This window comes from Paraburkholderia sp. A1BS-2L (assembly GCF_051125205.1).
Lineage (GTDB): Bacteria > Pseudomonadota > Gammaproteobacteria > Burkholderiales > Burkholderiaceae > Paraburkholderia.
The window spans coordinates 342,790-368,747 of record NZ_CP120429.1; the positions used below are offsets into that span (position 1 = coordinate 342,790).

Sequence of the window (25,958 nt, forward strand, 5' to 3'; positions counted from 1 at the left end):
GCGTCGCTCGCCAGGCCAACCGACTGACCGGTTGTATGACGAATAAGGCAAGCCTCGCGACACGATGTTTTATATGCGGCTTGCGCAGGCTCGTGATGATCGGGAAACCAGAAAACGCACGATCGGACGGAATTTTCCGAACCGAAACACAGCGACCGGACGTAACTCGGCATAAACTGCCGCTGTTGCTATTCGAATGTGTCGATTCATGACTAAGAGAGAAACTTCCATGCCAGACCATACCCATTCGCACGACGGTCATTCCGACTCGTGTGGTTGCGATTTGCTGCACCTTCTCGACGGCGTGGATGAGTTCGCTCGTAACGTATTCCCGGGTGACAAGGAGCTGTTTCGCAGCCTTGCCAACTTCCAGGCGCCGCATACGCTTTTCATCACCTGCGCCGATTCGCGCGTCTCGCCCGAACTGATCACGCAAACGCGCCCCGGCGAGCTGTTCGTCTGCCGCAACATCGGCAATATCGTGCCGGCCTACGGGGAAATGCTCGGCGGTGTCTCGGCGGTCGTGGAATTCGCGGTGCTCGCGCTGAACGTGCGGCAGATCGTGCTGTGCGGCCACACCGACTGCGGCGCCATGAAGGGCCTCGCCGATGGCCCCGAGGCCGCGGCGGACATGCCCACGGTGCAAGCCTGGCTGCGCAACGCCGAAGCGGCGCGCAGCGTCGTGCAAACGCGCGGGCTGAACCCCGATCAAGTGGTGCAGGCGCTCGTGGAGGAAAACGTTCGCCTGCAGCTCACGCACCTGCGCACTCACCCTGCGGTTGCGGCCCGCGTGGCGCAAGGCAAGCTTCAGGTGCAGGGCTGGGTGTACGACATCGGCCACGGCACGATTTCCATCTTCGACGACACCCACGGCCGCTTCGAATCGCTCGGCGCGGCGCGCGCCCGGATGCTCAAGGACACCACGGGCTGAACCGCCGAAACAGGTCATGCCGCGGCCCGGCAAGCACGGCCGCCTGATGTGCCGACAGGCGGCGACGAGCGGTCGAACTACTCCGGCACGCCGGCCCGAACTGTGAACTCCTGCTCGGCGCCCGCTTCGAACGCCTCGTCCTCGCGCGCATATGCGCCATGAAATTCCGCAGAAAGCGGCTCGACGGGATAGCCATCGCGCTCCCAGGCGTCGAGGCCGCCCTTGAGCGCGTGAGCGTGATGAATCTGCTTGCTGCGCAGCCGGCTCACGATGCGCTTGGCCGTCGCCTCGTTCGGGCACACGCAATACACCACAATCGCGCGCGCGAGCAGTTCGGGCGCGAGCACCTCGGTCGAGTCCAGATCGAGCGGACGCGCGCCCGGAACGCGATAAGCCTCCCTCTCGCGCACGCTTTGGGGGCGTGCGTCGAACACGAGCGGCGGCAGCGGCGATTTCATCATCTCGTCGAGCTGCGCGGGCGAAATCCGGTGGGTGGCCAGCCAGCGGCGCAACTGCATGCGGCGCACCCAGCGATAAGCGAGAAATAGCAGGCCCGCCAGTGCGAGCACGTCAAAAATGGTCCAGCCGTTGGCGCGCACGAACATCGCGAAGCGGGCAATTTGTGTGTGCAAGGCCGCCCCGCCGATGAGCCATGTGCCGGCCCAAAGCGTTGCCCCCACGGCGTCCCAGATCAGGAAAAGGCGCAGGTCCATCGACGTGGTGCCGAGCAGCGGCGCGGACATGAGTCCCAAGCCGGGCACGAACTTCGCCACTGCGAGGATGGGCGCGCCGTGGCGCTCGAACACATTGCGCGCCACACGAATCGTCGTATCGAGCGAAAGCGAAAAGCGGACGAGCGAATTGAGCAGGCGACGGCCGCGCATGCGGCCCGCCGTAAACCAGAGCGTATCGGCGAACAAGGTCGCGACGACCGCAGCCAGCAGCAGACTCGCATACGACGCTTCCTGTCCCGCGGCCATGGTGCCCGCCAGTATCAACACCGGCGCAGCGGGAACCGGCGCGCCCAGCTGCGTCACGAGCACGCTGAGAAAAACCACCCCGGCACCGAAATCGGGCGGGATGGCGGTGGGAAGCGTCCACATATCGGGATTTCCTGCGCGAAAACGTTTTAATCCGAAAGCAAATTGATGTGCAGATGCAGCACGAAGTTGGAGATTACCCTAACCGGGTGCATTTTTGCTTGCCACCTTGCTTCGCGTCGCGCAACACACCATCTCGCCCACATCAACTCAGCGCCGCGGCGGTTGCAACAGCCGTGCGAGCGCACGAACGACTCATGCGAGAGCAGATCGCTCACCCGTCCGGCCCCGCGGCGCGAGAGCAACGCGTGCGCCAACGGATCGCGGTACTGGAAGTAGTGCTCGTAATCGCCCAGAGTGCCGGCGGACATGTTCAACGCCACACGACGCGCATTTTCCTGCACGCCATCCCACACACAGGAACCCAGAGTCCGCGTGCAGCAGGTCGGGCATGAACCGCCCCACTTCGAGCCGCAGGTCGCCCTCGGGCAACGTGCGGTCGGCCATCAGCTTGAAGACGTCGGAGCGCAACGCCAGTTCGCGGCTAGTGAGAAGCATGCGCGACGTGAATGACCGTGAGTTGAAAAATGCCTGGATGGCTGCCGGGTCGGCCCGTTGCCATTGTGTGCACAAACATCGGAGCAGCCGCAAACATCAGAGCGTATTTAGCGTTCCCGGCCCATTCAAGAAAACCCGTGCGTGCGCGCGACCGAAGCCGGGAAAGAAAAACGGGCGGCAAAAGCCGCCCGGGAAAACACACGCCGGTTGAGTTTTCACGTCACCGGAGCTTGCACACTACGAGATGAATCCAATCGCCGAATCCTCAATAAAGACGACAAAACGCATACGAACATTCATCGCACGCGAGCTTCGATTCATTGAATCACGCGTGTCACGCCGCGTCCGCGCGGATCGGCGGCCGCCTCCGGCGTATCGCCGTCGATGCGGATCGCCTGGATGTCGCCGCTGAAGTCCTGACCCTTGAGCACGTAGCCCTTGGCCTCGACCTGCTTGGCGAGATCGCCGTCGATCGGATGGTACGGCTCCCAGAAGATCGTGTTGGGCGGCAGCAGTTGATGATGGAAGCGCATCGCGCCCACCGCGTCCTTCAACGGCATCTTGAAGTCGTAGATGTTGTTGATGACCTGGAAGATCGACGTGAAGATGCGCGAGCCGCCAGGCGTGCCGATCACGAGCGCCACCTTGCCGTCCCGGGTGAGGATCGTGGGGCTCATCGACGAAAGCGGGCGCTTCTTCGGCGCAATCGCATTCGCATCGCTGCCCACCACGCCGAACATGTTCGGCACGCCCGGCTTGGCCGAGAAGTCGTCCATTTCGTCGTTCAGCACGATGCCCGCGCCCGGCACCACCACGCCCGAGCCGAAGTAGCCGTTGATCGTATAGGTGTTCGACACGGCGTTACCCCACTTGTCGACCACCGAGAAGTGCGTCGTCTCCGCCTTTTCGGGCATCTTGTTGCCGTGCGCCGCGTCCGCTTTTTCCGGCATCGAGGTGCCGAGGCCAGGCTGCACGCCCTTGGTGTCCGACGGCTTGTCGGGGTTCACGTCGGCGGCGCGTTTGGCGAGATAGGCGTCGTCGGTCAACTGGGAAACCGGCACCTTGTAGAAGTCCGGGTCGCCGAGGTATTGCGCACGATCGGCGAACACGCGCTTTTCGATCTCCGCGATCAGATGGATGTATTGCGGCGAATTGAGCGGCACATCCTTGAACTGCGGCGCGAGCATCGCCTTCATCTTGAGCAGTTGGACGAGACCGACGCCGCCCGAGCTCGGAGGCGGCGCCGTGATCACCTCATAGCCGTTCCACCTGGCTTCCACCGGCTGACGCCAGACGGCCTTGTACTCCTGCAGGTCGCGCTTGGTGATGAGTCCGTGGCCCTTCATCGACGCCGCGATCAGGTCGGCGGTCTTGCCGTCGTAGAAGTCCTTCGCGCCCTGGGTCGCGATGCGCGTGAGCACGGCCGCAAGATCAGGCTGCTTGAAATTCGCGCCCTCTTTCATCTCGCCAAAGAACTGGTCGAAATTGGTCTTGCCGCCGAACTCCTTCGACGCCTCCTCGCGGCGCTTGGCCAGTTGCTCGTCGACGACGAAACCGTCGCGCGCGTACTTGATCGCGGGCTGCAGGACCTGCTTCCATTGCAGCTTGCCGAAGCGGCGCTGGGCCTCCCACATGCCCTCGACGGTGCCCGGCACGCCCACGGCGTCGTAGCCATAGAGGCTCTTGCCCTCGATCACATTGCCCTTGTCGTCGAGGTACATGTTGCGCGTGGCCGCCAGCGGCGCGCGCTCGCGATAGTCGAGAAAGTACGGCTTGCCGTTCACATACAGCGTCATGAATCCGCCGCCGCCGATGTTGCCGGCTTCCGGGTACGTGACCGCCAGCGAGAAGGCAATCGCGACCGCCGCATCGACGGCATTGCCGCCTTCCTTGAAGATCTGTTCTGCGGCGTCGGCAGCGTACTTGTCGGCAACGGCCACCGCCGATGCGTTCAGTACGGCGGGACGCTGCTGCGTGTCCTTCGCAATGGCGGGCGTGGCTTCGAGAAAGCCCGCGGACAAGGCGGAAAGCGAAACGAGTGCGAGAGCAGCAGCGGAAATTTTCGTTCTATCGACCAGCTTCATTGAGTGACCTCCATGATTCGGTTCATCGAGCACCAACTTACGACCCGGTTTTTCATTCGACTTTCAGCCCGGATCCTGCGCTTATAGCACGCACAGAAAACGTTTGCGATCAGGCCATCCGCCGATAGCCATCCCCCGACAAGCAAAAGCGAAATCGGGCGAAAAAATCAGGTATTGCCGTGCCGCCCGCGCGCGATCTCTTCGCCTGCGTTGGCGGGCAAGCGCATCGTCACCGGGATCGAAGCCACAGAAAACAGCGCCACGACAAAGAACGCCGGCCAGAAGTCCGACCACACGATGGTCGAATGCCCCTGTATCCGATGCGAAATCTGCAGCACGATGCCCGCGATGGTCACGCCGAGCCCCAGCGAAACCTGCTGGATCACGCTGGCGACGCTGGTGGCGCGGCCAATGTCCCGGGTGGGAATGTCGGCGTAAGCGAGCGAGTTGAGGCCGCTGAACTGAAGCGAGGGAAACACGCCGCCCAACAGCACCACGAGCCAGATGAGCCAGACAGACGTGCCCGGCGTGAACAGCCCATAGACGGCAATGGACGCGCCCGCCAGCGCGGCGTTGACGATCAAGGTGCGGCGAAAGCCAAAGCGGCCCAGCACACGCGAAACTACCGACTTCATGAAGATCGAGCCGAATGCCGACGCGCACGTGATGGCGCCTGAAACAAACGCTGTCATGCCGAGCCCTTCCTGCAGGGTGAGCGGCAACAGAAACGGTACGGCGCCCAGTCCGATGCGAAACAGCGACCCGCCAGCCACGCTCGCGTTAAAACTCGGGATGCGCAGAAATTTCAGATCGAGAACGGGCCGTTCGACGCGTTGCGCGTAGAGCCAGTAAGCGCCCAGCAGCAGCGCGCCGGCCACGCACATCGCCACGGCTTTCGCATTGGAAACCAGTTCTCCGCCCACCAGCGAGAGGCCGAGCATGAAGAGCGAAGCACCGCCCGCGGAGAGGAGAAAGCCGATCCAGTCGAGGGGTCCGGGATGCTCCTCGTGCATGTTCGCGATGTGGCGGTTCGCAAGCCAGATGCCGAGCAGGCCAATCGGAATGTTGACGAAGAAAATCAGCCGCCAGTGCAGATACGTCGTGATGAAGCCACCGAGCGGCGGCCCCATCACGGGACCGAGCAAGGCCGGCACGGTGAGATAGTTGACGGCGCGAATGAAGTCCGATTTGGGCAGCGAGCGAAAGATGATGATGCGGCCCACGGGCACCATCATCGCGCCGCCGATACCCTGCACGAAACGTGCGGCCACGAACATCTCGAGCGACCTGGACGCGGCGCACAGCAGCGAGCCCGCCATGAAAATGCCGATGGCGGTGCGAAACACGTTGCGCGAGCCGAAGCGGTCGGCAACCCAGCCGCAAATGGGAATGAACACGCCCAATCCGATCACGTAACTCGTGACAGCAAGCTTGAGTGTGATGGGGCTTTGGCCGAGATCGCGGGCCATCGCGGGGAGCGATGTGACGATGACCGTCGCGTCCACGTTCTCCATGAACATCGAGCACGCGACGATGAGCGGAACGATGAAAGTGCCTAGGGCAAGGGGCATGGGCGGAAACGACAATCAGCGGGGCTGATGGCGTAAAGCTGCCATTATGGCACTGTGTTGCCAAAAACGGTGAATCCGCAACAGATGAAGCGGCGCACAAAAACATGAAGCAGCGCGCCGGGAAAATCACGAGGGCCGTGCGGTGCATTACCGCATTCACGCGGCAACGCCCTTCACGGCCCCTGCATGGCGGAGACGAAATGCGGCTCAGCCTGCCCTCAAAACGCCGCCTGCTTCACGCGGCTCATGGCCGGCGCCAATTGCGGCAGCACTTCTTCCGCAGCGCGTTTCACATCATTCGGGAAGTCGATTTCAATCCACGGCGCGCCGGTGACGTCCGCGGTTTCGAATTCGCTGCCGCGTTCGAGCAGCAAATCACGCAACGCTTCTTCGTGCGGCATGTTCGCACGACCCGTATCGACATAGCCTTCGACGATTTGCGCAAAGCGGCGCGCCGTCGCTTCGTTCAGGCGGAAGAAACCCACCGATTCACCAATCGTGTCGTACTTCAAACCGACTGCGAGCTGCTTGCGCAGTTCGACGGGCACGCCATCGCGCAGGCACAGCTTCACGGGTTCGTCGCCCGCCTCGAAGTCGCGGTCGATCAGCAGGCGGTTGGCCGGCGCCTCGCCCGCCACGAGCGGCGCGAACACGCGCTCGTCGTAAAGCACGTCGGCGTCCATCAGCAACACGTCGCCGCCGCGCGTGAGCGCTTGCGCCGTGCGATGCACCGTGAGCACGCTGCCGAGATCGAAGCGCGGATTGAGCACCACCTCCACTTCATGCGGCCAGCCGATGCGCTTGATCTCGGCCTCGACCAGCTCCGGTTGAAAGCCGAGTGCGAGCACGACTTCGGTCACACCCGCCGACTCGAGCATCTGCAGATGGCGCTCGAGCAGCGTCAGGCCCTCGAATTGCAGCAGACATTTCGGAAACTGTTCTCCAGCGGGTTGCTGAAGGCGCAGGCCGAGACCTGCCGCGAGAATAATGGCGCGCATGCGTTCCTTGGGTGAAAAAAATCAATCGGCAACTTCGACAGCCGGCACGCTCACCGCACGCCGCCGCTGCCAGCTACGTTCGCTGATATGCAGGTAAAGCAGGCCCGGCAGGCCCAGTACGATTTCTCGCGCGCGCTTGGCGAGCGAGAGCGCGAGCGCCGCCTCGGGCGGCAGACCGACGAGCGGCGCGAGCAGCAGATACCCGCCCTCCTGCACGCCGAGCGAGCCGGGAATGGCGAAAGCCGCGCCGCGAATCGCCTGGCCGATGCTTTCGAGCAGCAGCGCATCGACCCAGCTAACGGGGTGACCGAGGAAATGCAGCGCGAGCCACACCTCCACGGTGCCGACGAGCCAGCCCACGAAGCTCAACGCGAAGCTGGCCGCCGCGCGGGAGCGATCGGCATAGAGCGCCTTGACAGCGGCGTCGACGGCATCGGCTCGCGTGGCGAGCGCCGACCAGTCGCGCTTGCCGAACACCTTCGAAGCGAGACGCAGCACGCGGCCGAACAAACCGCGCCGTTGCGCGGCGTAAAAAAGGCCGATCAGGCCGGCGAGCACGCCGGTCGCGATCAGCGCGGCCATGCCGAGATTGCGCGGCGCGTCGTCCGCTGCGCAGACCGAAAAGAGCACGATGCCGAACACCGCGAAGACGATTTGCGCGAGCGCCTGCAGCGTCGTGCTCACCGTGATGGCCGCAGCTGCGTCGCGCATGGCCATGCCGCGCTGCGCAAGCTGACGCACCATGACGACCGGACCGCCGATCTGCCCTGCGGGCAGCAGACTGTTCACGGACTCGCCGCTCCAGCGCGCGAGCACCGCGTCGCGCCGGTCAACTTGCCCGCTCTTGCGAAACAGCACCGCGATCGCGCCGGCATCGAGCACGAGCGGCACGACGTGGAACGCAGCCACCAGCGCGAGCCCCCAGCCGGCCGCTGCGAGCGCGCCCGTCACCGAGCCGATGCCTTGCCATGCAAGCAGTGCGATGAAGAGTGCCGTGCCGACCGACAACAGCAAAATGGCAATGCGGCTCACACCGGGCCTCCGGCCTTGCCGCCGCCCGCGCGCGCGGACTGGAGCGCCTTGCGGAACACCTGGCGAAAACCGAAGTACGCGATGGCGTCCTTCATGTTCGAGATGAAACGCCGCCACGGGCGCATGTTCGGGTTCGTCACGTATTCGAACGTAAGCGACACGCGTACCTCGCCTTCGCGGCTGGGCGTCACGCGATGGCGCAGCTTGTCGCCGTCAAACAGCACGAGCGCGCCTGGCGGATATTGCACGGCACCCGGCTCGTCAGGCTTGCTGTCGTCGCGCGTGTGCAGTTCGTAGTCGAGAATGCACGACGATTCGTCGATCACGCCCAACAGCACCGTATAGCGACGGCCGTCGTAATACGAGGTGTCGTAATGCCAGCCGATGTGATCGCCCGCGCGCGTGTAGTAATAGAGCGCGTAAGCATGCGGATCGTCTTCGGGAGAAAGCTGAAGCCGGTCCCCGGTGATTTTTTCGAGCCACGCGATGAGCTTCGGCGAGCGGTACAGCTCCGCGATATACGGCTGCAAGCGGTCGATCGTGTGACGGCTCACGCTGCCACCGGCCTTGTGGCCCGGGATGAAATTGCGATTGACCTCGGGCATGAGCGCGTTGGCGGCATCGATGAGCCGCTGCGTCGCGTCGCGAGGCAAGAAATCGGAGAGATAGAGGAACGAGCCCTGATTCACGTACTCGTCGCGCAGTTGCGCGGCGTCCAGCTTGCCCAGCGCCTGGCCGATTGCGGCATCAGGCCGTGACGCCAGTCCGGCTGCCGACGCGGCGGTCGGTGCACCAGCGAAACGCCCGGTGGACGCGACTTGTTCTTCTGCTTGCACACTCATCTGCTGATCCAGACCTGACGGGGTTCCTTGCCCGAGCTCACGCGGCGCGTGACGCGCCAGTAGTCGAGCACCACGTAGATGGCGAAAAGCGGCGCGCCGAGAGAAGCGGCCACCACGAACGGCCCGACGATCCCGGTGAGCGTGACAAGCGGCAACAGATAGAGAACGTCCTCCGTTTCGAAGCCGCCGATGAACGCCTGCTGGGTGCCGGCCTTGCCCGCCATTTCCTCGATGCGCATGCGCAGGAAGAAGATCACGGCAACCGCCACGCCCGCGATCCCGCCAAGCACGACGGGCGGCACTCGCCATTCGGTCGCGGGGGCGCCGGTTGCGGCAGCCACGGCGCCGAGCCCGTAGCCCATGCCGAGAAACAACAGAACGGTCGTTACCGCGTCGGCGGCGAGATCGTAGAAATGGCCGATGCGGCTGGTCTTACCGCTGATCCGCGCGAGCTCACCATCCGTGTGATCAACGAAATTCGACAAGACAATCAAGAATGCGCCAATATTGACATTCAGGAAGTCGCCGCGCGCCAGATAGTAAGCCCCGACGAGGCCGATCAGCAAACGCAGCGTGGTCAGATGATTGGGCGTAACGCAGGTAGGCACGAGCGGCGTCACGAGCCAGCGCGCCGCGCGCGCGTCCCATGTGCGCGGCTGCGGCACCGTTCGCGGAGCGGGTTTCGGGGCCGCACTGGGGGACGTGTTTGGGACCGCGCTTGGGACCGCGTTTGGGACCCCGTTTGGGACCCCGTTTGGGACCACGCTTGGGACCGACTCGGCAGATTTGTCTTTTCCAGTCATAACCGCGAAATAATATACGGCTTCCAGAAAACTTGCAGATTTTCCGGATGCGCAAGCGAAATTGAAAGGAACAATGAGACCACGTCGCCCGGGACTCGCAAGAGGGTCCCACAATGTGGCACCGGAAACGGCACCGCAAGCAAGTTCGCCCGAACCCGCGTACAGTGCAATCCGCTGTGCGCGCGCCCCAGGCAACGCGTGGGGATGCCGGGCATCAGCGCGACTCACTCGCCAGAATTTCAATGAAACGTCTTACTGCTGCTTTTCTGCTTGGAACGCTGCCCTTCGTGCCTCTCGCAGGCCATGCCGCTGCACTCGACGATGGGCTGACCTGCAAGGAATCGGCGCACCAGTTCATCTCCGGGCTCATCGACCAGAAGCTGATCAACGCAAAGCCCATGAGGGTCGAAAGCAATTCGATCAACGCGTTCTGGCCCGCGAGCGGTCAGCACCTTACGGCCTATGGCTTCAGCGTGTTCGCGATCGTCGGCTTCCAGCAAGACGACCCGCTATTCCAGACCGGCAGCGGCAAGCCGATCGCGCGCTCGGCATATGGCGCGGTGGTCGTGGCCACGCAGGCCCGGGTGCAGGAAGCGCTCGACGCGGCCGGCAATACCGCCATCGTCCATCATGCCGGGCCGTTGCTGACCGCGATTTTCTGCCAGCAGGACTGAGCGCCCTCTCGCCGGCGCCTTATTGATTACCGTGTGATTGCGCCGTCACGTCAATCGATACGGCCGAAGCCGCCTTCGACCCAGGACTCGGCTCGCGCCTTGGTCAGCTTGAAGGTGGGTGCGACTCGCACCTGCGCGATCTGCTCGCCGAACGCGTCGAGCGCCGTGAGCAGCGCGTAGGGTTCGTATTCGTCGGGCACGATATCGAGAGTCACGTCGATGTCGCCGTCGTCGGTCTGCACACCCAGGCGCTTGTGCAGCATCGCATGCAATTGCTGCTCGTGGCGGCGCAACACCTCGGATGCCGTTTTCACCAGCGTGTTGAACGCCGACGTGTCGAGCGGCTTCGGATTCTTCTTGTCGCGGCCCATGGTCCAGGGACCAACCAGTGCGGGCTCGGGCTCGCCATCCTTGATCATTTCGACGGCCCAGCCGTCATCGTCCTCATTCTTGATGACACGCGCCATCCAGCCGTCCTTGTGCCACAAGCGCGGGTCCTGGACCACTTCGGACGAGCCGGCATCCGGATCGTGCAAGGTGTCCCCGGAGGGATCGGCGGGAGAGACAGCGGGCGAAGAATCGGTCATGGCGGTTTCCATCGGGTTCTGCGGAAGCTGCCCGTTGCATCGCGGGCAGGGGCAAGATTTTAACCGCAAGCGTCCGGCCAGCGGCCATGCTCTCTTCCCGCGCCATTGTTCGGTTCGCCGTGAATTTGCCCGATTTCAAATAGCGCAGTCCTTTAGCGCATGCATCCGAAAATGGCCGCGACCTGTGCGCGCCAAAACGCGGCAATAGACTTTCATCGTTTCTCGCAACACTATTTTGCGCGCATCAATTCGAACTGAAAATATTTCAATATCAACGGGCCAAAAAAAAAAACGCGGCCCGGAGGCCGCGTGAAACAGATGAAAAAGACCACCCTTGGTCGAGGGCTGGGTGCAATTGTAACGCCGACATCTCTTTCAATAGAGACCCCGATTTGGAACAGTACCTTGCACAAATCGATTGAAATATCTCGTAATACACGTCATGATAGCGCTCAATCCCGACCGATAGGCCACCTACGGCGTCGCGCCCACACAACATGTCTCAAATGGCGCATTTTGTCGCATCGTCCATTTATCCAGAAAAATCGTTTCAACGCAGCAACTTACAAATATAAAAATCGCTATTACGATTTTGAAAATGTATTGTTGCGCCGCACAGAACAAAACATCGAGATTGCCGGAATAAACTTCGCTCCGAATCTTCAGACCACAGGAACACCGCAGCATTCGTTCCCCGTGAGATTCCCAAGTACAGTTCGGAGTTAAAAGCATGAAAAAAACCTTTATTGTCGCAGGCATTATTGGTGCATTTGCAATGAGCGCACATGCACAAAGCACCGTAACCCTTTATGGCTCGCTGGATGCCGGCCTCCTCTATGCGAACAACGCTGGTGGCCACAGCCAGTGGGCGCAGGGCACCGGGGCGTTGTCGCACAACTACTTCGGCCTCAAAGGCGCTGAAGACCTTGGCGGCGGCATGAAGGCGATCTTCACGTTGGAGAGCGGCTTCAACCTCAATAACGGCGGCTACCAGAACGGCGACAATGGCTTCAACCGTCAAGCCTTTGTCGGCCTGCAGAGCGACAAGTACGGCACGCTGACTCTCGGCCGCCAGTACGACTCGATGAACCAGTACCTCGCGCCGCTTTCGGAAGCGGGCATGGGCTACGGCAACAACCTGGCCGGCCACCCGTTCGACAACGATAACTTCGCGCAGTCGTTCTCGATCAAGAATGCGGTCAAGTACTCGAGCGCGAATTACGCGGGCTTCCAGTTCGGCGGCATGTACGGCTTTTCGAATGAGGCCGGGGGCTTCTCCAACAGCCGCGCATGGAGCGCAGGCGCATCGTACAACCGCGGCCCGCTCAATCTTGCGGCTGGCTACCTGCAGTTGAACAACTCGGGCACCTATGGCGGCAACGCCAATGGCGCAGCCTCGGCTGACCAGAACATCTCGGCCCGCTCGCAACGCAGCTTCGGCGCCGGTGCGAACTATACGTACGGCGCGGCGCAGTTCGGTTTTGTGTATTCGCACTCGCAGATCGACGGTCTGCAAAGCCTCGGCAGCGGCGGCATGAATATCGCTGGGGTCAGCGGCCTGAACCTGCACCTCAACAACTACGAAATCAACGGTTCCTACCACTTTACGCCGGCGCTCTCGCTCATGGGTTCGTACACATTCACTGACGGCACCGTGACCGGCACCGGCGCTGGCGATCAGCATCCCAAGTGGCACACCGTCATGGTCGGCACCGACTACTCGCTCAGCAAGCGCACCGACGTCTATCTCGCCGGCGTGTACCAGCACGCATCGGGTTCGCTCGGCATGCAGAACGGCGTGCCGATCGCCAACGTCGCGGCAATCAACACGCTGTCGCCTTCGTCGACGGGCAACCAGGTTGCCGCAACGATCGGCCTGCGTCACCGCTTCTAAAACGGACCGGCTTGCGCCTCGCAGCGCAAGCCTTCGGGCAGGCCGCGAGGTTCGCCGCTCTGCCCGCTTTCTACCCAACGCACATGCGGCACAACCGCATGTGCGTTTTTTGTTTCGCTTCGTTCATGCGGATTGTTGCGCTGCCTTCCCCCGACTCGTTCCCTGGGCCTTGCTCCGAATTTTTCTCGCGCGTTTTCTCAATTTCGTATCGGCAACTTTCGTAGTGCTATCGCGGCTAGCTCGCACGCCAGGTTCGCCGTGTTGCATCTTCTTACTTCTGCGTGAACCTGCACTGTCAGACCTGTGCGTATACTCATCTACACGCCCGCCGCAGCGCATCGCGCGCTGCTTTTTCCCTGCATTCGCTACGACGCCCATGAATATGCTCACGCAACGTCTTGCCGCCGCCTTGCCGCTCGCACTCGTCGCCGCCTGCGGATCGTCGCCGCCCAGCACCAGCTCGGGCAATGGCGCAATGGTCTACGCATCCTCGGCACGCTCGCCTTCGTCAATCGCGAGTTGCCTCAGAAGCCATCTGTCGCACACGCATGAATCGCACTCGGGCAACGCCACCGAACTCGCGATTGGCTCGAGTTCGAACGCCTCATACTTCGTCTCACTCACGCCGAACGGCAGCGGATCGGTAATTCGCGTGACGCACGGAGCGTCCAGCTCGAACGATCTGCCCGAGGAAAATCTGCGCTTCGCCGTGGCGCGCTGCGCAACCTGAGTTATCAAGCGGCGGTCTCGATCGGCGCGCGGTGAATTCCTCGTGTACCCCCTGTCACGAAGCCGTCGCATCTGCGAAGATTGCGCCCTCTTTCGACTTTGCACTCACACTGCTTCATGGCATCAGGGACCGCACATCACGCCACCGGCTGGGCTGCCGGCGTTATCGCCGCTGCAATCGTCACGCACGCCGGAGCGGACAGCCCATGGCATCTCTATGCCGCACTAGCGTTCGTTGCGGGCGTGGCCGGCGGCACTGCGCCCGACTGGCTGGAGGTTGCATGGTGGAGCAAGAAGCGCCGACTCTGGATTACCCATCGGACCTTCACGCATTGGGGCGTGGGCTGGATTGCCCTGCTTTGGTGGTCGTATCGCGAACTCGGGCATCTGCCCGTTGCCGCACCGGCATTCGGCTTCGCGTGCGGCGGTCTGATCCATTTGTTCGCGGACTGGCCGAATCCTCTCGGCGTGCCGTGGATCGTGCAGCGCCACTCGTTGAATTTGTGGCGCAGCGGCCGATGTGATCTGATCGTTGTCGCGGCCTCGTGGGTTGCCGCGTGGTTCTTCGCCGTGCATGGCGTACCGCATGGGTGGTCGCTCGAGCCGCTACGCCGGCTTGCCTGACGCTTGCAAGCTAGCAACGGTCGCATTGATTGACTGACTGCGCAGCAGATCGCGGTGCGCACGCGACACACAGTTTGATCTGCTATCCAAATTAAATGAGCGCGCCGCCTGACGGCTGTCCGGCCGTGCCTGGTGCGGAGAACAGGATCGCGCGCAGGGCCCGTTCGCGGTTGGCGTTGTTACCGCCGGGTTCGAGAAACGCACGTCCAAAGCGCTATTTGAATTTCCTATCGGAAACTTCGAATACGCAGCGCGGTTTCCGGTCGGAAAAATAACGCCGCTGCCCGACCAAGCCCTTTCACGACCCTTCGACGCATTCGTCGCGCCCCACCCTTCGACCGATGATCAGCCCTGCGTCATACGCGGATTCCAGCGCGCGGCCAACGGCTTCCGCACTGACCAGATGGCAGTCCACAGTTTGCTTGCCGGTCAACTCGAAGCGCTCGATGCCGAGCGTTCTACGCGAAATGGCCAACAGCAGTTCGAGACGTTCGTCGCGCATTTTCTTCTCCAAACTTGATCTATATCGTCCAATCAAATAGCAAGGATCGCCATACGATTCGCCGCGTGACCACGCGACGCTGATCGAGGCTCTAATCAAAATTCTTACTGAAAGACCTTTTCCACGACGACAAGATCCATGGCAATCTTTAAAGATGGTCAATTCGGTTCCCTAGTAGCGCGAATCGAAACCATACGATCTGTCGAACCCGCGTGACGCCGATAGTCAGATTGCAAACGTTAGTCATCCGGCCGATGTTTCCTAAAGGCGACGGTTTGCTATGATCGGAAACGTGTCAGAACACCCGATCCTGCTCGTCACCACTCATGGACTCCACGCTCACGCAATCAGCGGCTTCGTCGACCGCAGACCTCGGCCGCCGCGTCCGCGCCGCCCGCCTCGTTCTCGACCTGACGCTCGAACACGCGAGCCAAGCGTGCGGCGTGTCGCGCTCCACGCTCTCCAAAATCGAAAATGGGCTGATGTCGCCCACCTTCGACGTGCTGCAGAAGATCGTTGCCGGCCTGAAAATCGACTTGGGCGAGTTATTCGGCTCGACGCCGAAGCTCGACTTCGGCGGCCGCCGCGCACTGACGCGGCGCGGCGCAGGCAAGCCGCACGCGTATCGCGGCTACGAGATGGAGTTGCTCGCCACCGAGCTTGCGCACAAGGCCATGCTGCCGTTTCTCGTGCGCGTCACGGCCCATTCGGCGGACGCATTCGAAGACTGGGGACGGCACGAAGGCGAAGAATTCATCTATGTGATCAGCGGCAGCGTATGTCTGCACACCGAGCTCTACACCCCCACACATCTTGAGGCCGGCGACAGCCTCTACTTCGACAGCCGCACCGGCCACTTTGCCGTTTCCACCAGCAAGGAAGACGCGCTCGTGCTCTGGATGTCGACGGGCGCCACGGTGCCCGGCGCACTCGAAGCCGCCGAAGCCACGGAAGCGGCCCCGCCGCCCAGCAAGCCGCCCCGTTCCAAAAAGAAACTTCCTGCAACCTGAGGCACGAACGCTTTATTTGCCTTTGGCACCGCCCGAGCGCCCCTTGCCTCCGGTGACGGCGGCCGCGTGCGAGCGTTGGCGCCCGCGCCGCACCGCCGGGGTGGTATGCGCTGCCGCATTGCGTTCGCGCGCGGCTTCCCTCACTGCGTCTATCAATGCTCGGCCCGCGGCCGTCGGTTGGGTGTCGGTGCGCTGGATCAGCCCGACGGGCTCCTCGCCGCCCGCGCTTGGCACCGGCAGACGCACCAGCGTCCCCTCGCGCAGATCGTATTCGACCGCCCCAGATGGCACGAACCAGACAGCCTCGTTTTCGAGTGCAAGGGCGCGCCCCACCGAGACCGACAATAATTCGACGAACGAGGTAAGCGGAGGCGCGCCCCACGCCGCCAGCAGACTGTCCGCGGCCTGACGAATCAGCGTTCCGAACGGCGGCAGCACGAGCGGAAACTGCGTGGGAAACGGCGCAAGCAGCGGCGCCGATCCAACCTCCTGCGCGAGCGGATGACCCGAGCGCACGACCACCGCCAGCGGTTCGTTATAAAGCTGCTCGAAGCTCAGTCCCACCATGCGCTCCGGATCCGCAAGACGGCCGACCGCGAAACTGATCGCCCCTGCTTTGAGTCGCTCGAGCAACTCTGCGTTGGCAGCCGTCATGAGCCGCACGCTCACGCGCGGCCACTCTCTGCCGAAGCGCCGCAACGCGGCAGGCACGAGTGCGGTCGCCACGGTCGGCAACACTCCGATATCGAGCGTTGCCGCCACCACGCCCTCTTCGCGTGCCAGCAGCGCAACCCCCTGGCGCAGCGCGCTCACGCATGCGCTCGCGTGCGGCATGAAAAGCTGGCCCTCCCGCGTGGGCACCGCCCCGTGACGGCCGCGTTCGAACAGCCTCACGCCGAGCGCCGATTCCAGTTCGGCGATCGTCTTGGACACCGCAGGTTGCGTAATCGACAGGCTCTCAGCCGCCTGCTGCACGCTGCCGAACTGCGCAACCGCGAGAAAGCACTGAAGGTGACGAAATTTGACGCGCGAGTCCGCAAGCCGGTTTTGCATAACGATTGGTTATACGAGACGCGAGAAAACGTCATTTTGCATAACTTTTCGCCTTGGATAAAGTGGCTGCATGCGCGCGCTGCGACCGTCCGCCGCGTTTCGCACCCTCTTACCACCATCCTGCCAGGAGACACCCCATGGATGAGTCCTTCCTGTCGCCGCGCGACTTCGACTCGCATCCGGCGTATGTCTATCCGCCGTACCGCTCGTCGGTCAAGCGCGGCCCGACCTTGCCGCTGATTCCACTAAAGGAAAAATTGCGCAATCTGCATGCGCCTGTGTACGGCGCGGAAGAACTCGGCGCGCTCGATCACGATCTCACGCGCAATGCGGCGCGTAACGGCGCACCGCTCGGCGAGCGCATCATCGTCACAGGCCGCGTGCTGGACGACGGCGGCAAGCCGGTGCGCAACTCGCTCGTGGAAATCTGGCAGGCCAACGCTGCGGGACGCTATGTTCACAAGCAGGACCAGCACGATGCGCCGCTCGATCCGAATTTTCTGGGCGCGGGACGCTGCCTGACCGACGACGAAGGCCGCTATCGCTTTCTCACGATCAAGCCGGGCGCATACCCGTGGGGCAACCACCCCAATGCGTGGCGGCCGAATCACATTCACTTCTCGCTATTCGGTGATTACTTCGGCTCGCGCCTCGTCACGCAAATGTATTTTCCCGGCGACCCGCTGCTCGCCTACGACCCGATCTTCCAGGGCACGCCCGAGCAGGCGCGCGATCGCATGATCTCGCGCTTCTCGCTCGACACCACCGAAGAAGGCTTTGCACTCGGCTACGAATTCGACATCGTGCTGCGCGGCCCGAACCAGACTCCCATGGAGCGTTGATCATGGCACTCAAGGAAACGCCTTCGCAAACCGTCGGCCCGTACTTCGCCTACGGGCTGTGCCCGCAGCAATACGACTTCGACTTCAAGAGCCTCTTCACGCCCGAGATGGCCGGCCCGCAAACACCCGGCGAGCACATCACGCTGATGGGCCGCGTGATCGACGGCGACGGCAAGCCGGTCTTCGACGCCATGCTGGAGTTCTCGCAAGTCGATGCCAGCGGCCAATATCCCGCGTCGCGCGCGCAAGTGGCCGAAACCGGCTTTCGCGGCTTCGCGCGGGTGGGCACCGGCACGGACCCCGAGCAGCGCTTCATCGTACGCACGGTAAAGCCGGGACGCGAGCAACCGGACGAAGCCCCGCACATCAACGTGATCGTCATGATGCGCGGCATGCTCACGCACACGTTCACACGGCTCTATTTCGACGACGAGGCCGCCGCGAATGCCGCTGATCCGGTGCTCGCCTCGGTACCCGAAGCGCGTCGCCACACCCTGGTCGCGCGGCGCACCGAGCAGTCTGGCAATATCGTCTATCACTTCGATATCTGCATGCAGGGCGAACGCGAAACGGTGTTCTTCGATCTGTGACCTGAAATCCGTCGCGCACTTTCATGCGGCTTTCACGGACGCCTCAAAAAATCGCAGCGGCTGCGATTTGATCGCGGAACTCCCAGTCGTACCGTGAAGAAGCCTGCCTTGAGCAGGCTTCTTTTTTGCAGCGCGTCAGCCGAGCGGGCGCACGCCGATCAGCACGCCATGGAGCCAGAAAGCGAATACGGCCCACGCGGCGAGTCCACTCACGACGACCAGCATGTCGCATGCAAACGTGCCCTGCGCGCGTACGACGCCAGCCTCGCGATCGCGCCGCCGGTCTGCACGCAGTTTGATCAGCGCCCAAACCAGCAATGCGCCAAACAGGACGATGGCGTGCAGCGTGCCGTTGGCGAGCAGATGCGCGAACGCCCAGAGCGCCACGCCGCTCAAAAAGGGCTGGCCCAGCGCACGCTTGAGGTGATTGCCCGGCACGCAGGCGGCCGCAATCATCACGAAGGCAATCGCGGTAAGCAATGCGGTGACATGCGCCATTCCGAACGGCGGGAGCCAGACCGGCACGGGATAGCGCCGTGCAAGGCCGTAGCCCCGGACGATGAACACGACGCCGAGAATCGACAACAGCCCGAAGCAAGTGCGCCACACAGGCATGCCGAACCGCTCGATCTGCGCCTCGCGCCATGGTGCAGCCACGACACGAATCAAATGCATGGCGATGAAAATTGCCAGCCCCAACACCAGCAACGCCATATTAGCCCCCCTGAATGCGGCACTAGCGCAATGGCCGGCATTGTTGCGCAACGCCATGGCGCGGCCAATCGGCAAGAGCAACAACCTGCCGATGAATATGCGCTTAAACGGCTTATGGTCAAACCGGAACGGGCGGATACGAAGCGCCATTGATTAAATGGCAATATCCACCAAAAGGTATTTTTAAAACGATACTGAAAATACTGCCAGAACCGGCAAAACCACCAGACAGCCTGCCGCGCAACACCTCGCCACTAGCAGCGGAAATGCTCTATGTCCTGCCCCGCATGCTTGTAACGCAACAACCAGGACGGCATGTCGCCTTCCCCATTCCAGGTATTGCCGTATGCATCACGGTACATCGGCTGCCGTTCACTTTCGGCAATGGATAATTCAAGATCTTCGAGCGTAATGTCGTACTCTTCCATGCGGCGTTTAATCCACAGGATGAGCCGTTCGCGCGCCTCACCGTCGAGGTCGAACATCGGATAATTCCTCTCGCATCGCAAGAACCAGGCGTCGATCGATATCGATTCGTCTGCCCTGAAAAGACGAAGGCTTCGCCAGTTGCCGCGAAGCCCTGCTGCACTGATGAGGTGGCCGGGGTATGAAACCCGCGACCGGTTCGGAGGGGATCTGAGGTCCGCTGCTCCACTCGCCAGAATGTGCCGCTAAAAATGCACGGCGACTTGCTGCAAGCGGAGCCCATCATACCTTGCGCGAGCCGCCCAGATCAAGCGGTTTGACGCCCGCGAGGCCCACACGGAGCGCTCGCGGGCGTCGAGCACGACGCGCCCATGGAGCCGCCACGGGACCACTTACGAAGCGCTGGCCCGCCGATTCGCGGCACGCGCGCCATCGGAGTCGGCATCGTCCGCTCCCTCGTCGCGCACCACCAAGGACGGCAACGACTGCGCGCCGCTCGCCGTGCGCGCGAGCACGGGCCGCAGTGCCGCGCCGGTGTGGCTCGCGGCCACCTTCACGAGCCCCTCCGGATGCGCCGCGCCGACAATCGTGCCGCCGCCCACGCCGCCCTCGGGGCCGAGGTCGATAATCCAGTCGGCTTCGGCGATCACGTCGAGGTCGTGCTCGATCACGACCACGCTATGCCCTGCGTCGGCGAGGCGATGCAGCACGCGAATGAGGCGCGCCACGTCCGCCATGTGCAGGCCCACGGTGGGCTCGTCGAGCACGTAGAGCGTATGCGGCGCCTTCTGCCCGCGCCGGGTGACGTCGTCGCGCACTTTGGAAAGCTCCGTGACGAGTTTGATGCGCTGAGCCTCGCCGCCCGAGAGCGTCGGCGACGGCTGACCGAGCGTGAGATAGCCAAGCCCGACGTCCTTCATGAGTTGCAACGGATGGGCAATGTTCGTGATCGCGCCGAAGAACTCCACGGCCTCGTCGATTTCCATCGTCAGCACTTCGCCAATATTCCGGCCGCGCCACGTTACAGCCAGGGTTTCCGGATTGAAACGCTGGCCATGGCAGACATCGCACGGAACTTTCACATCGGGAAGGAAGCTCATGCCGATCGTGCGCACGCCCTGGCCCTCACACGCCGGGCAGCGGCCGTCGCCGGTATTGAACGAAAACCGTGACGCGCTGTAGCCACGCGCGCGCGCCTCGAGCGTATCGGCAAAGAGTCGGCGAATCGCGTCCCACACGCCGATATAGGTGGCGGGACACGAGCGCGGCGTTTTTCCGATCGGCGTCTGGTCGACTTCGAGCACGCGGTCGATGGTTTCCCATCCGCTAATTGAGTCGCAGCCCTGCCACACATGCGAAACATCGAGCTTCGGCTTCACGCTCGTGCGCGCCAGAACGCTCGAGCGGCGCTCGGCCGCGCCTGGCGCGCTTTCCTTCGCCGCCTTGCGCGCGCGGCGCTCTGCCGGCGACGACAGCACCGACCGCCCCACCGCGTCGAGCAGATTCGAAAGCAGCACGTCGCGCGCGAGCGTCGATTTGCCCGAGCCGCTCACGCCCGTGATCGCGACGAGGCGGCCGAGCGGAATCTGCGCGGTCACATCGCGCAGGTTGTGCAGCTTGCCGCCATGCACCGTAAGCCACTGCGCGGGCACCGCTTCGCGGCCCGCGCGCGCCGGTTTCACCTCGCGGCGCGACTGCAACGGATGCACGATCGGATGCGCAAGATAGCGGCCCGTGATGGAGTCCGCCTGGGCCGCGAGATCGGCGACCTTGCCCTGCGCGACTACGCGTCCGCCGCGCTTGCCTGCGCTCGGCCCGATATCGATGATGTGATCCGCGCGGCGGATCGTGTCTTCGTCATGCTCGACGACGACGAGCGTGTTGCCCTTCTCGCCGAGACTGCGCAGCGCATCGAGCAGAATCTGGTTGTCGCGCGGATGCAAGCCGATCGTCGGTTCGTCGAGCACGTAGCACACGCCCTGCAGATTGCTGCCGAGCTGCGCAGCCAGGCGGATGCGCTGCGCCTCGCCGCCCGAGAGGCTCGGCGCGGCGCGATCGAGGCTCAGATAGCCGAGCCCGACTTCTTCGAGAAACTGCAAACGGCTGCGGATTTCGCTCACCACGTCGCGCGCGATTTGCGCGTCGCGTCCGTTCAATTCGAGCGATTCGATCCAACGGCGCGTTTCGGCCACGGTCCACTGTGCGACATCGACGATCGCATGCGCGTCGAAGGTCACCGCGCGCGCCTCGGGATTCAGGCGCGTGCCGTGGCAATCCGGGCACGGCTCGTCGACCATGCCCTCCGGCTCCTGCTCTTCCGATGGCAAAGTCTGCTCGCGGCCGCGATCGTCGGCGGCAAGGACGGTATCGTCATAGACCGCGCGCTGCTCGCGCGTGAGCGCAAGGCCGGTGCCCACGCAGGTCGTGCACCAGCCGTGCTTGCTGTTGTACGAGAACATGCGCGGATCGAGCTCGGGATAGCTCGTGCCGCACACGGGGCAGGCACGCCGCGTCGAGAGCACTTTCACCATGCCGATGCGCGCAGTCGAATTGCCGTTGCCAATTGCATGATCGAGCCCGTCGAGCGGCGCCAGCAGATGCATGACACCCTTACCGGCTTCGAGCGTCGTGTCGAGCAACTGGCGCAATTGCGCCTCGTTTTCGGGCTCGATCACGAGATCGCCGACCGGCAACTCGATCGTGTGCTCGCGGAAGCGGTCGAGCTTCGGCCACGGCGCCACCGGCACGAATTCGCCATCCACGCGCAGATGCGTATTGCCACGCGCCCTGGCCCATTTCGCGAGATCCGTGTACACGCCCTTGCGGTTCACGACGAGCGGTGCGAGCAGTCCCACGTGCTGGCCGCGATGCTCGCGCAGCAGCTGCGCGACGATGGCATCGGTACTTTGCGACGTCACGGGCGTGCCATCGTGCACGCAATGCTGCACGCCGAGCTTCACATACAACAGCCGCAGGAAGTGCCACACCTCGGACGTGGTCGCCACCGTGCTCTTGCGGCCGCCGCGCGACAGACGCTGCTCGATGGCGACCGTGGGCGGAATGCCGTAGACCGCATCGACCTCCGGCCGCCCAGCGGGCTGCACGATGGAGCGTGCGTAGGCGTTCAGCGATTCGAGGTAACGGCGCTGGCCCTCATGGAACAGAATATCGAACGCGAGCGTAGACTTGCCCGAGCCCGACACGCCGGTAATGACGTTGAACCGGCCATGCGGAATGTCGACGTCGAGCGCCTTGAGATTGTGCTCGCGCGCGTTCACGATGCGCACCACGTCTTCGCCCTGAATCTCGCGGCGCGCCTGCGCCGCGCGCAACGCCGTCTGCAGCGCCACGCCTTCTTCTTCGGCAACTAGCGTGCCGACACCGTTGCCGAGCGCGGCTTCATAACGTTCGAGCGCCGCGCCCGTATGCGAGCGCGGGCAAGCGGTCACGTCGTCCGGGGTGCCCACGCACACCACCTCGCCGCCCGCGTCGCCCCCTTCGGGGCCGAGGTCGATCAGCCAGTCTGCAGCACGGATCACGTCGAGGTTATGCTCGATCACGAGCAGCGAATGGCCGCTCGCCAGCAGCTTGCCGAACGCACGCATCAGCTTGGCGATGTCGTCGAAATGCAGGCCGGTGGTGGGCTCGTCGAACATGAAAAGGCGCCCGCCCGCTGCGGTCTCCTTGCTCCCCTTGCCGTTCGCCTGCGCCGTTTCCGCGAGATAGCCCGCGAGCTTCAGGCGCTGCGCCTCGCCGCCTGAAAGCGTCGGTACGGGCTGCCCGAGCTTCACGTATTCGAGGCCCACGTCGACGATCGGCTGAATCACCCGCAATACTTCGACGTCCTCACTGAAGCACTGCGCCGCCTCGCTCACGGTGAGATCCAGCACGTCCGCCACCGAAAGCAAGCGGCCGCCGCGCTCGATCTTCACTTCGAGCACTTCAGGGCGGTAGCGGCTACCGTCGCAGTCCGGGCAACGCAGATAGACGTCGCTCAGGAACTGCATTTCGATATGTTCGAAGCCCGAGCCGCCACAGGTCGGGCAACGCCCCTCGCCCGAGTTGAAGCTGAACATGCCCGCCGTGTAGCCGCGCTGCTTCGCGAGCGGCGCCTTGGCGAACAGCTTGCGAATCTCGTCGAACGCGCCCACGTAGCTGGCCGGATTCGAGCGCGCGGTCTTGCCGATCGGCGACTGGTCGACGAACACGGCGTCGCTGATCTGCCCGGCGCCGCTTAGCTGGCGATAGACGCCCGGCGCTTCGGTCGCCTTGCCGAGATGGCGCGCGAGCGCCGGATACAGCACATCCTGCACCAGGGTCGATTTTCCCGAGCCCGATACGCCCGTCACGCACACGAGCCGCTGCAACGGAATGTCCACCGTGACATCGCGCAGGTTGTGCTCGCTCGCGCCTTCGAGCACGAGGCGCGGCGTGTCCGCATCGACGGCTCGGCGTGTCCAGTGCGACGCGTCGGCGACGGCCCGGCGACCGCCCAGATACTCGCCCGTCAAGGTGCCGGACGAGCGGATGTCGTCGGGCGTGCCATCGTAGACGATCGTGCCGCCACGCTCGCCGGGACCCGGCCCCATGTCGATCAGACGGTCGGCGGCCAGCATCACCGAGGGATCGTGCTCGACGACCACTAGCGTGTTGCCGGCGTCGCGCAGGCGCTGCATGGCCTCGACGATGCGGTTCAGATCGCGTGGATGCAGGCCGATGCTCGGCTCATCGAGCACGAACAGCGTTTTCGTAAGCGACGTGCCGAGTGCGGTGGTCAAGTTGATGCGCTGCACCTCGCCGCCCGAGAGCGTGCGGCTCTGGCGGTCGAGCGTGAGATAGCCGAGGCCGACGTCGCACAGATACCTCAGCCGCGTGCGCACTTCAGCGAGCAGCAACTTGAGCGCGTCGTCAAGCAGTGCTGAGGATAGCGAAAGACTGTCGAAGAAGCGGCGAATGCGCTCGATCGGCAGCAGCATGACATCGTGCAGCGTGAGGCCGGGCAGCGCTTCGAGCTGCGCGCGCGACCACTCCACGCCGTGCGGCATAAAGCGCGCTTCGGGCGCGAGCACTTCGCTGGCGTTCTCGCCGGTGCCGAGGCGCCATTGCAGCGCTTCCGTTTTCAGACGCGCGCCGCCACACGTTTCGCACGGCGTATAGCTGCGGTACTTCGAAAGCAGCACACGAATGTGCATCTTGTACGCCTTCGACTCCAGATACTGGAAGAACCGCTTGACGCCATACCACTGCGATTGCCAACTGCCCTTCCAGTCAGGCGTGCCGTCGAGCACCCAGTCGCGCTGCTCCTGCGTCAGTTCCGACCACGCGGTGTCGCGTGGGATGCCGGCCTTGGCGGCGTAGCGCATCAGGTCGTCCTGGCACTCCTTCCACGCGGGCGTTTGTAGCGGCTTGATCGCGCCGCCGCGCAGCGTCTTGCGCGCGTCGGGAATCACGAGCCCCCAGTCGACGCCGATCACGCGGCCAAAGCCGCGGCACACCTCGCACGCACCGTAAGCCGAGTTGAACGAGAACAGCGCCGGCTGCGGATCCGCATAGCGCAGATCGCTGTCGGGACAATGGAGGCCGGTGGAAAAACGCCAGATCAGCGGCTCGGATTTCGCATCGGAAACGTCGGCGGCGCCGTTGGTTTCCGATACGACATAAATGTTCACGCGTCCAGCGCCGCGCCTGAGCGAAGCCTCGATCGCCTCGATCACGCGGCTCTTTTCGGCGTTCTGCAAGCGGAAGCGGTCGGCCACCACGTCGAGCATCTTGCGCGTGCCGTCGGCGGTCTTGACTTCGCGCTGCGCCTGCACGCGCGTATAGCCGCTCGCGGAAAGCCACTGCGCGACTTCTTCTTCAGTAGTCGTCTCGGGCAGTTCGACCGGAAACGTCACGACGAGGCGCGGGTCGTCTGCCGCCGTGCGTGCGCGCAATTCCGCGTAAATCGTCTCGGGCGTATCGTGGCGCACCGGCTGCGCGGTCACGCGGTCGAAAAGATTCGCGGCACGCGCGTAGAGCAGCTTCAGGTGGTCGTTGAGTTCCGTCATCGTGCCGACCGTGGAGCGCGAACTGCGCACCGGATTGGTCTGGTCGATGGCAATGGCGGGCGGCACACCGTCGACGCGATCGACCTGAGGCCGGTCCATGCGGTCAAGAAACTGACGCGCATAGGCACTGAAGGTTTCGACGTAACGGCGCTGACCCTCCGCGTAAAGGGTGTCGAATACGAGACTCGACTTGCCCGAACCGGACGGTCCGGTCACCACCGTCATTTGGCCGGTGTGCAAATCGAGGTCGAGATTCTTGAGGTTGTGCTGGCGGGCACCGCGGATTCGAATGGATCGGTTATCGCTCACTTGCGCTGGCATTCCGGCTGGATCAAATGCAGGATACCGGGCGGTGCCGCCCGGCCGTTCGCAGCCCGGCGCGGGCTGTCGTGGTCAGAATTCTACTG

At 63.4% G+C, this 25,958-nt stretch carries 24 protein-coding genes; 10 read left to right on the forward strand and 14 right to left on the reverse strand.

What is annotated here, in order from left to right:
• Positions 1–229 precede the first annotated feature (229 nt).
• The gene (locus tag P5W98_RS16335; RefSeq protein WP_421026958.1) at positions 230–931 is read left to right on the forward strand and encodes a carbonic anhydrase; all 702 of its coding nucleotides are present in this window, start codon (positions 230–232) and stop codon (positions 929–931) included.
• Positions 932–1,008: 77 nt separating this feature from the next.
• Here P5W98_RS16335 and P5W98_RS16340 read toward each other — a convergent pair whose 3' ends face one another.
• From P5W98_RS16340 to P5W98_RS16375, 8 genes are all read right to left on the reverse strand, one after another.
• Positions 1,009–2,034 carry a VTT domain-containing protein gene (locus P5W98_RS16340; protein ID WP_421026957.1) on the reverse strand — a complete coding sequence of 342 codons (1,026 nt, stop codon included), beginning with the start codon at positions 2,032–2,034 and terminating at the stop codon, positions 1,009–1,011.
• Between the two features lie 26 nt (positions 2,035–2,060).
• Positions 2,061–2,342: a hypothetical protein gene (locus tag P5W98_RS16345; RefSeq protein ID WP_421026956.1), complete on the reverse strand. Its 282-nt coding sequence runs from the start codon at positions 2,340–2,342 to the stop codon at positions 2,061–2,063.
• Positions 2,343–2,846: 504 nt separating this feature from the next.
• Positions 2,847–4,613 carry a gamma-glutamyltransferase gene (gene ggt, locus P5W98_RS16350; RefSeq protein WP_421026955.1) on the reverse strand — a complete coding sequence of 589 codons (1,767 nt, stop codon included), beginning with the start codon at positions 4,611–4,613 and terminating at the stop codon, positions 2,847–2,849.
• Between the two features lie 167 nt (positions 4,614–4,780).
• Entirely contained in the window at positions 4,781–6,184 is a 1,404-nt protein-coding gene (locus P5W98_RS16355) for an MFS transporter (protein WP_421026954.1), read from the reverse strand.
• Positions 6,185–6,402: 218 nt separating this feature from the next.
• Positions 6,403–7,182: an NTP transferase domain-containing protein gene (locus P5W98_RS16360; RefSeq protein WP_421026953.1), complete on the reverse strand. Its 780-nt coding sequence runs from the start codon at positions 7,180–7,182 to the stop codon at positions 6,403–6,405.
• 21 nt (positions 7,183–7,203) lie between these two features.
• Entirely contained in the window at positions 7,204–8,214 is a 1,011-nt protein-coding gene (locus tag P5W98_RS16365) for a flippase-like domain-containing protein (RefSeq protein ID WP_421026952.1), read from the reverse strand.
• The gene (locus tag P5W98_RS16370; protein WP_421026951.1) at positions 8,211–9,056 is read right to left on the reverse strand and encodes a HalD/BesD family halogenase; all 846 of its coding nucleotides are present in this window, start codon (positions 9,054–9,056) and stop codon (positions 8,211–8,213) included. The genes P5W98_RS16365 and P5W98_RS16370 overlap by 4 nt, the downstream gene beginning before the upstream one ends.
• Entirely contained in the window at positions 9,053–9,721 is a 669-nt protein-coding gene (locus P5W98_RS16375; RefSeq protein WP_421026950.1) for a CDP-alcohol phosphatidyltransferase family protein, read from the reverse strand. Before P5W98_RS16375 ends, P5W98_RS16370 begins: the two co-directional genes overlap by 4 nt.
• 380 nt (positions 9,722–10,101) lie before the next feature.
• On the opposite strand from P5W98_RS16375, the gene P5W98_RS16380 reads away from it, so the two are divergent.
• Positions 10,102–10,533, forward strand: coding sequence for a hypothetical protein (locus P5W98_RS16380; protein WP_421026949.1), 432 nt, complete (start codon positions 10,102–10,104; stop codon positions 10,531–10,533).
• A gap of 50 nt (positions 10,534–10,583) precedes the next feature.
• Here the strand turns inward: P5W98_RS16380 and P5W98_RS16385 are convergent, their stop codons facing one another.
• The gene (locus P5W98_RS16385; protein WP_421026948.1) at positions 10,584–11,120 is read right to left on the reverse strand and encodes a hypothetical protein; all 537 of its coding nucleotides are present in this window, start codon (positions 11,118–11,120) and stop codon (positions 10,584–10,586) included.
• Positions 11,121–11,429: 309 nt separating this feature from the next.
• On the opposite strand from P5W98_RS16385, the gene P5W98_RS16390 reads away from it, so the two are divergent.
• From P5W98_RS16390 to P5W98_RS16405, 4 genes are all read left to right on the forward strand, one after another.
• A complete protein-coding gene (locus P5W98_RS16390) occupies positions 11,430–11,846 on the forward strand; it encodes a hypothetical protein (RefSeq protein WP_421026947.1) in 417 nt (138 codons plus the stop codon).
• 4 nt (positions 11,847–11,850) lie between these two features.
• Complete coding sequence (locus tag P5W98_RS16395) at positions 11,851–13,014, forward strand: porin (protein ID WP_421026946.1); 1,164 nt, start codon at positions 11,851–11,853, stop codon at positions 13,012–13,014.
• 376 nt (positions 13,015–13,390) lie between these two features.
• Positions 13,391–13,744 (forward strand): sugar ABC transporter ATPase, encoded by a 354-nt coding sequence (locus P5W98_RS16400; RefSeq protein ID WP_421026945.1) that lies wholly within the window; start codon positions 13,391–13,393, stop codon positions 13,742–13,744.
• Positions 13,745–13,860: 116 nt separating this feature from the next.
• A complete protein-coding gene (locus tag P5W98_RS16405; RefSeq protein ID WP_421026944.1) occupies positions 13,861–14,367 on the forward strand; it encodes a metal-dependent hydrolase in 507 nt (168 codons plus the stop codon).
• Positions 14,368–14,665: 298 nt separating this feature from the next.
• Here P5W98_RS16405 and P5W98_RS16410 read toward each other — a convergent pair whose 3' ends face one another.
• On the reverse strand, positions 14,666–14,869 hold the full coding sequence (locus P5W98_RS16410; RefSeq protein WP_421026943.1) for a DUF6900 domain-containing protein: 204 nt from the start codon (positions 14,867–14,869) through the stop codon (positions 14,666–14,668).
• 326 nt (positions 14,870–15,195) lie between these two features.
• Between P5W98_RS16410 and P5W98_RS16415 the strand changes: the two genes are divergently transcribed.
• Positions 15,196–15,879, forward strand: coding sequence for a helix-turn-helix domain-containing protein (locus tag P5W98_RS16415; protein WP_421026942.1), 684 nt, complete (start codon positions 15,196–15,198; stop codon positions 15,877–15,879).
• Positions 15,880–15,891: 12 nt separating this feature from the next.
• Here P5W98_RS16415 and pcaQ read toward each other — a convergent pair whose 3' ends face one another.
• Positions 15,892–16,932, reverse strand: coding sequence for a pca operon transcription factor PcaQ (gene pcaQ / locus P5W98_RS16420; RefSeq protein ID WP_421026941.1), 1,041 nt, complete (start codon positions 16,930–16,932; stop codon positions 15,892–15,894).
• Between the two features lie 137 nt (positions 16,933–17,069).
• On the opposite strand from pcaQ, the gene pcaH reads away from it, so the two are divergent.
• Complete coding sequence (gene pcaH / locus P5W98_RS16425) at positions 17,070–17,774, forward strand: protocatechuate 3,4-dioxygenase subunit beta (RefSeq protein ID WP_421026940.1); 705 nt, start codon at positions 17,070–17,072, stop codon at positions 17,772–17,774.
• Positions 17,774–18,364: a protocatechuate 3,4-dioxygenase subunit alpha gene (gene pcaG / locus P5W98_RS16430; RefSeq protein ID WP_421027104.1), complete on the forward strand. Its 591-nt coding sequence runs from the start codon at positions 17,774–17,776 to the stop codon at positions 18,362–18,364. The genes pcaH and pcaG overlap by 1 nt, the downstream gene beginning before the upstream one ends.
• A gap of 135 nt (positions 18,365–18,499) precedes the next feature.
• On the opposite strand, the gene P5W98_RS16435 is transcribed toward pcaG, so the two are convergent.
• Positions 18,500–19,078 (reverse strand): NnrU family protein, encoded by a 579-nt coding sequence (locus P5W98_RS16435; RefSeq protein ID WP_421026939.1) that lies wholly within the window; start codon positions 19,076–19,078, stop codon positions 18,500–18,502.
• On the opposite strand from P5W98_RS16435, the gene P5W98_RS16440 reads away from it, so the two are divergent.
• On the forward strand, positions 19,038–19,235 hold the full coding sequence (locus P5W98_RS16440; protein WP_421027109.1) for a hypothetical protein: 198 nt from the start codon (positions 19,038–19,040) through the stop codon (positions 19,233–19,235). The genes P5W98_RS16435 and P5W98_RS16440 overlap by 41 nt on opposite strands.
• 97 nt (positions 19,236–19,332) lie before the next feature.
• Here the strand turns inward: P5W98_RS16440 and P5W98_RS16445 are convergent, their stop codons facing one another.
• On the reverse strand, positions 19,333–19,563 hold the full coding sequence (locus tag P5W98_RS16445) for an H-NS family nucleoid-associated regulatory protein (protein WP_035533873.1): 231 nt from the start codon (positions 19,561–19,563) through the stop codon (positions 19,333–19,335).
• Between the two features lie 333 nt (positions 19,564–19,896).
• Complete coding sequence (uvrA, locus tag P5W98_RS16450) at positions 19,897–25,872, reverse strand: excinuclease ABC subunit UvrA (protein WP_421026938.1); 5,976 nt, start codon at positions 25,870–25,872, stop codon at positions 19,897–19,899.
• Between the last annotated feature and the right edge of the window lie 86 nt (positions 25,873–25,958).

Excerpts from the sequence above, each read along its gene's own strand:
- P5W98_RS16335 (WP_421026958.1), top strand. The coding sequence starts at position 230 with ATGCCAGACCATACCCATTCGCACGACGGTCATTCCGACTCGTGTGGT.
- P5W98_RS16340 (WP_421026957.1), bottom strand. The coding sequence starts at position 2,034 with ATGTGGACGCTTCCCACCGCCATCCCGCCCGATTTCGGTGCCGGGGTG.
- P5W98_RS16345 (WP_421026956.1), bottom strand. The coding sequence starts at position 2,342 with ATGTCCGCCGGCACTCTGGGCGATTACGAGCACTACTTCCAGTACCGC.
- ggt (WP_421026955.1), bottom strand. The coding sequence starts at position 4,613 with ATGAAGCTGGTCGATAGAACGAAAATTTCCGCTGCTGCTCTCGCACTC.
- P5W98_RS16355 (WP_421026954.1), bottom strand. The coding sequence starts at position 6,184 with ATGCCCCTTGCCCTAGGCACTTTCATCGTTCCGCTCATCGTCGCGTGC.
- P5W98_RS16360 (WP_421026953.1), bottom strand. The coding sequence starts at position 7,182 with ATGCGCGCCATTATTCTCGCGGCAGGTCTCGGCCTGCGCCTTCAGCAA.
- P5W98_RS16370 (WP_421026951.1), bottom strand. The coding sequence starts at position 9,056 with ATGAGTGTGCAAGCAGAAGAACAAGTCGCGTCCACCGGGCGTTTCGCT.
- P5W98_RS16380 (WP_421026949.1), top strand. The coding sequence starts at position 10,102 with ATGAAACGTCTTACTGCTGCTTTTCTGCTTGGAACGCTGCCCTTCGTG.
- P5W98_RS16385 (WP_421026948.1), bottom strand. The coding sequence starts at position 11,120 with ATGACCGATTCTTCGCCCGCTGTCTCTCCCGCCGATCCCTCCGGGGAC.
- P5W98_RS16395 (WP_421026946.1), top strand. The coding sequence starts at position 11,851 with ATGAAAAAAACCTTTATTGTCGCAGGCATTATTGGTGCATTTGCAATG.
- P5W98_RS16400 (WP_421026945.1), top strand. The coding sequence starts at position 13,391 with ATGAATATGCTCACGCAACGTCTTGCCGCCGCCTTGCCGCTCGCACTC.
- P5W98_RS16405 (WP_421026944.1), top strand. The coding sequence starts at position 13,861 with ATGGCATCAGGGACCGCACATCACGCCACCGGCTGGGCTGCCGGCGTT.
- P5W98_RS16410 (WP_421026943.1), bottom strand. The coding sequence starts at position 14,869 with ATGCGCGACGAACGTCTCGAACTGCTGTTGGCCATTTCGCGTAGAACG.
- P5W98_RS16415 (WP_421026942.1), top strand. The coding sequence starts at position 15,196 with ATGGACTCCACGCTCACGCAATCAGCGGCTTCGTCGACCGCAGACCTC.
- pcaQ (WP_421026941.1), bottom strand. The coding sequence starts at position 16,932 with ATGCAAAACCGGCTTGCGGACTCGCGCGTCAAATTTCGTCACCTTCAG.
- pcaH (WP_421026940.1), top strand. The coding sequence starts at position 17,070 with ATGGATGAGTCCTTCCTGTCGCCGCGCGACTTCGACTCGCATCCGGCG.
- P5W98_RS16440 (WP_421027109.1), top strand. The coding sequence starts at position 19,038 with ATGGCGATGAAAATTGCCAGCCCCAACACCAGCAACGCCATATTAGCC.
- P5W98_RS16435 (WP_421026939.1), bottom strand. The coding sequence starts at position 19,078 with ATGGCGTTGCTGGTGTTGGGGCTGGCAATTTTCATCGCCATGCATTTG.
- P5W98_RS16445 (WP_035533873.1), bottom strand. The coding sequence starts at position 19,563 with ATGTTCGACCTCGACGGTGAGGCGCGCGAACGGCTCATCCTGTGGATT.
- uvrA (WP_421026938.1), bottom strand. The coding sequence starts at position 25,872 with ATGCCAGCGCAAGTGAGCGATAACCGATCCATTCGAATCCGCGGTGCC.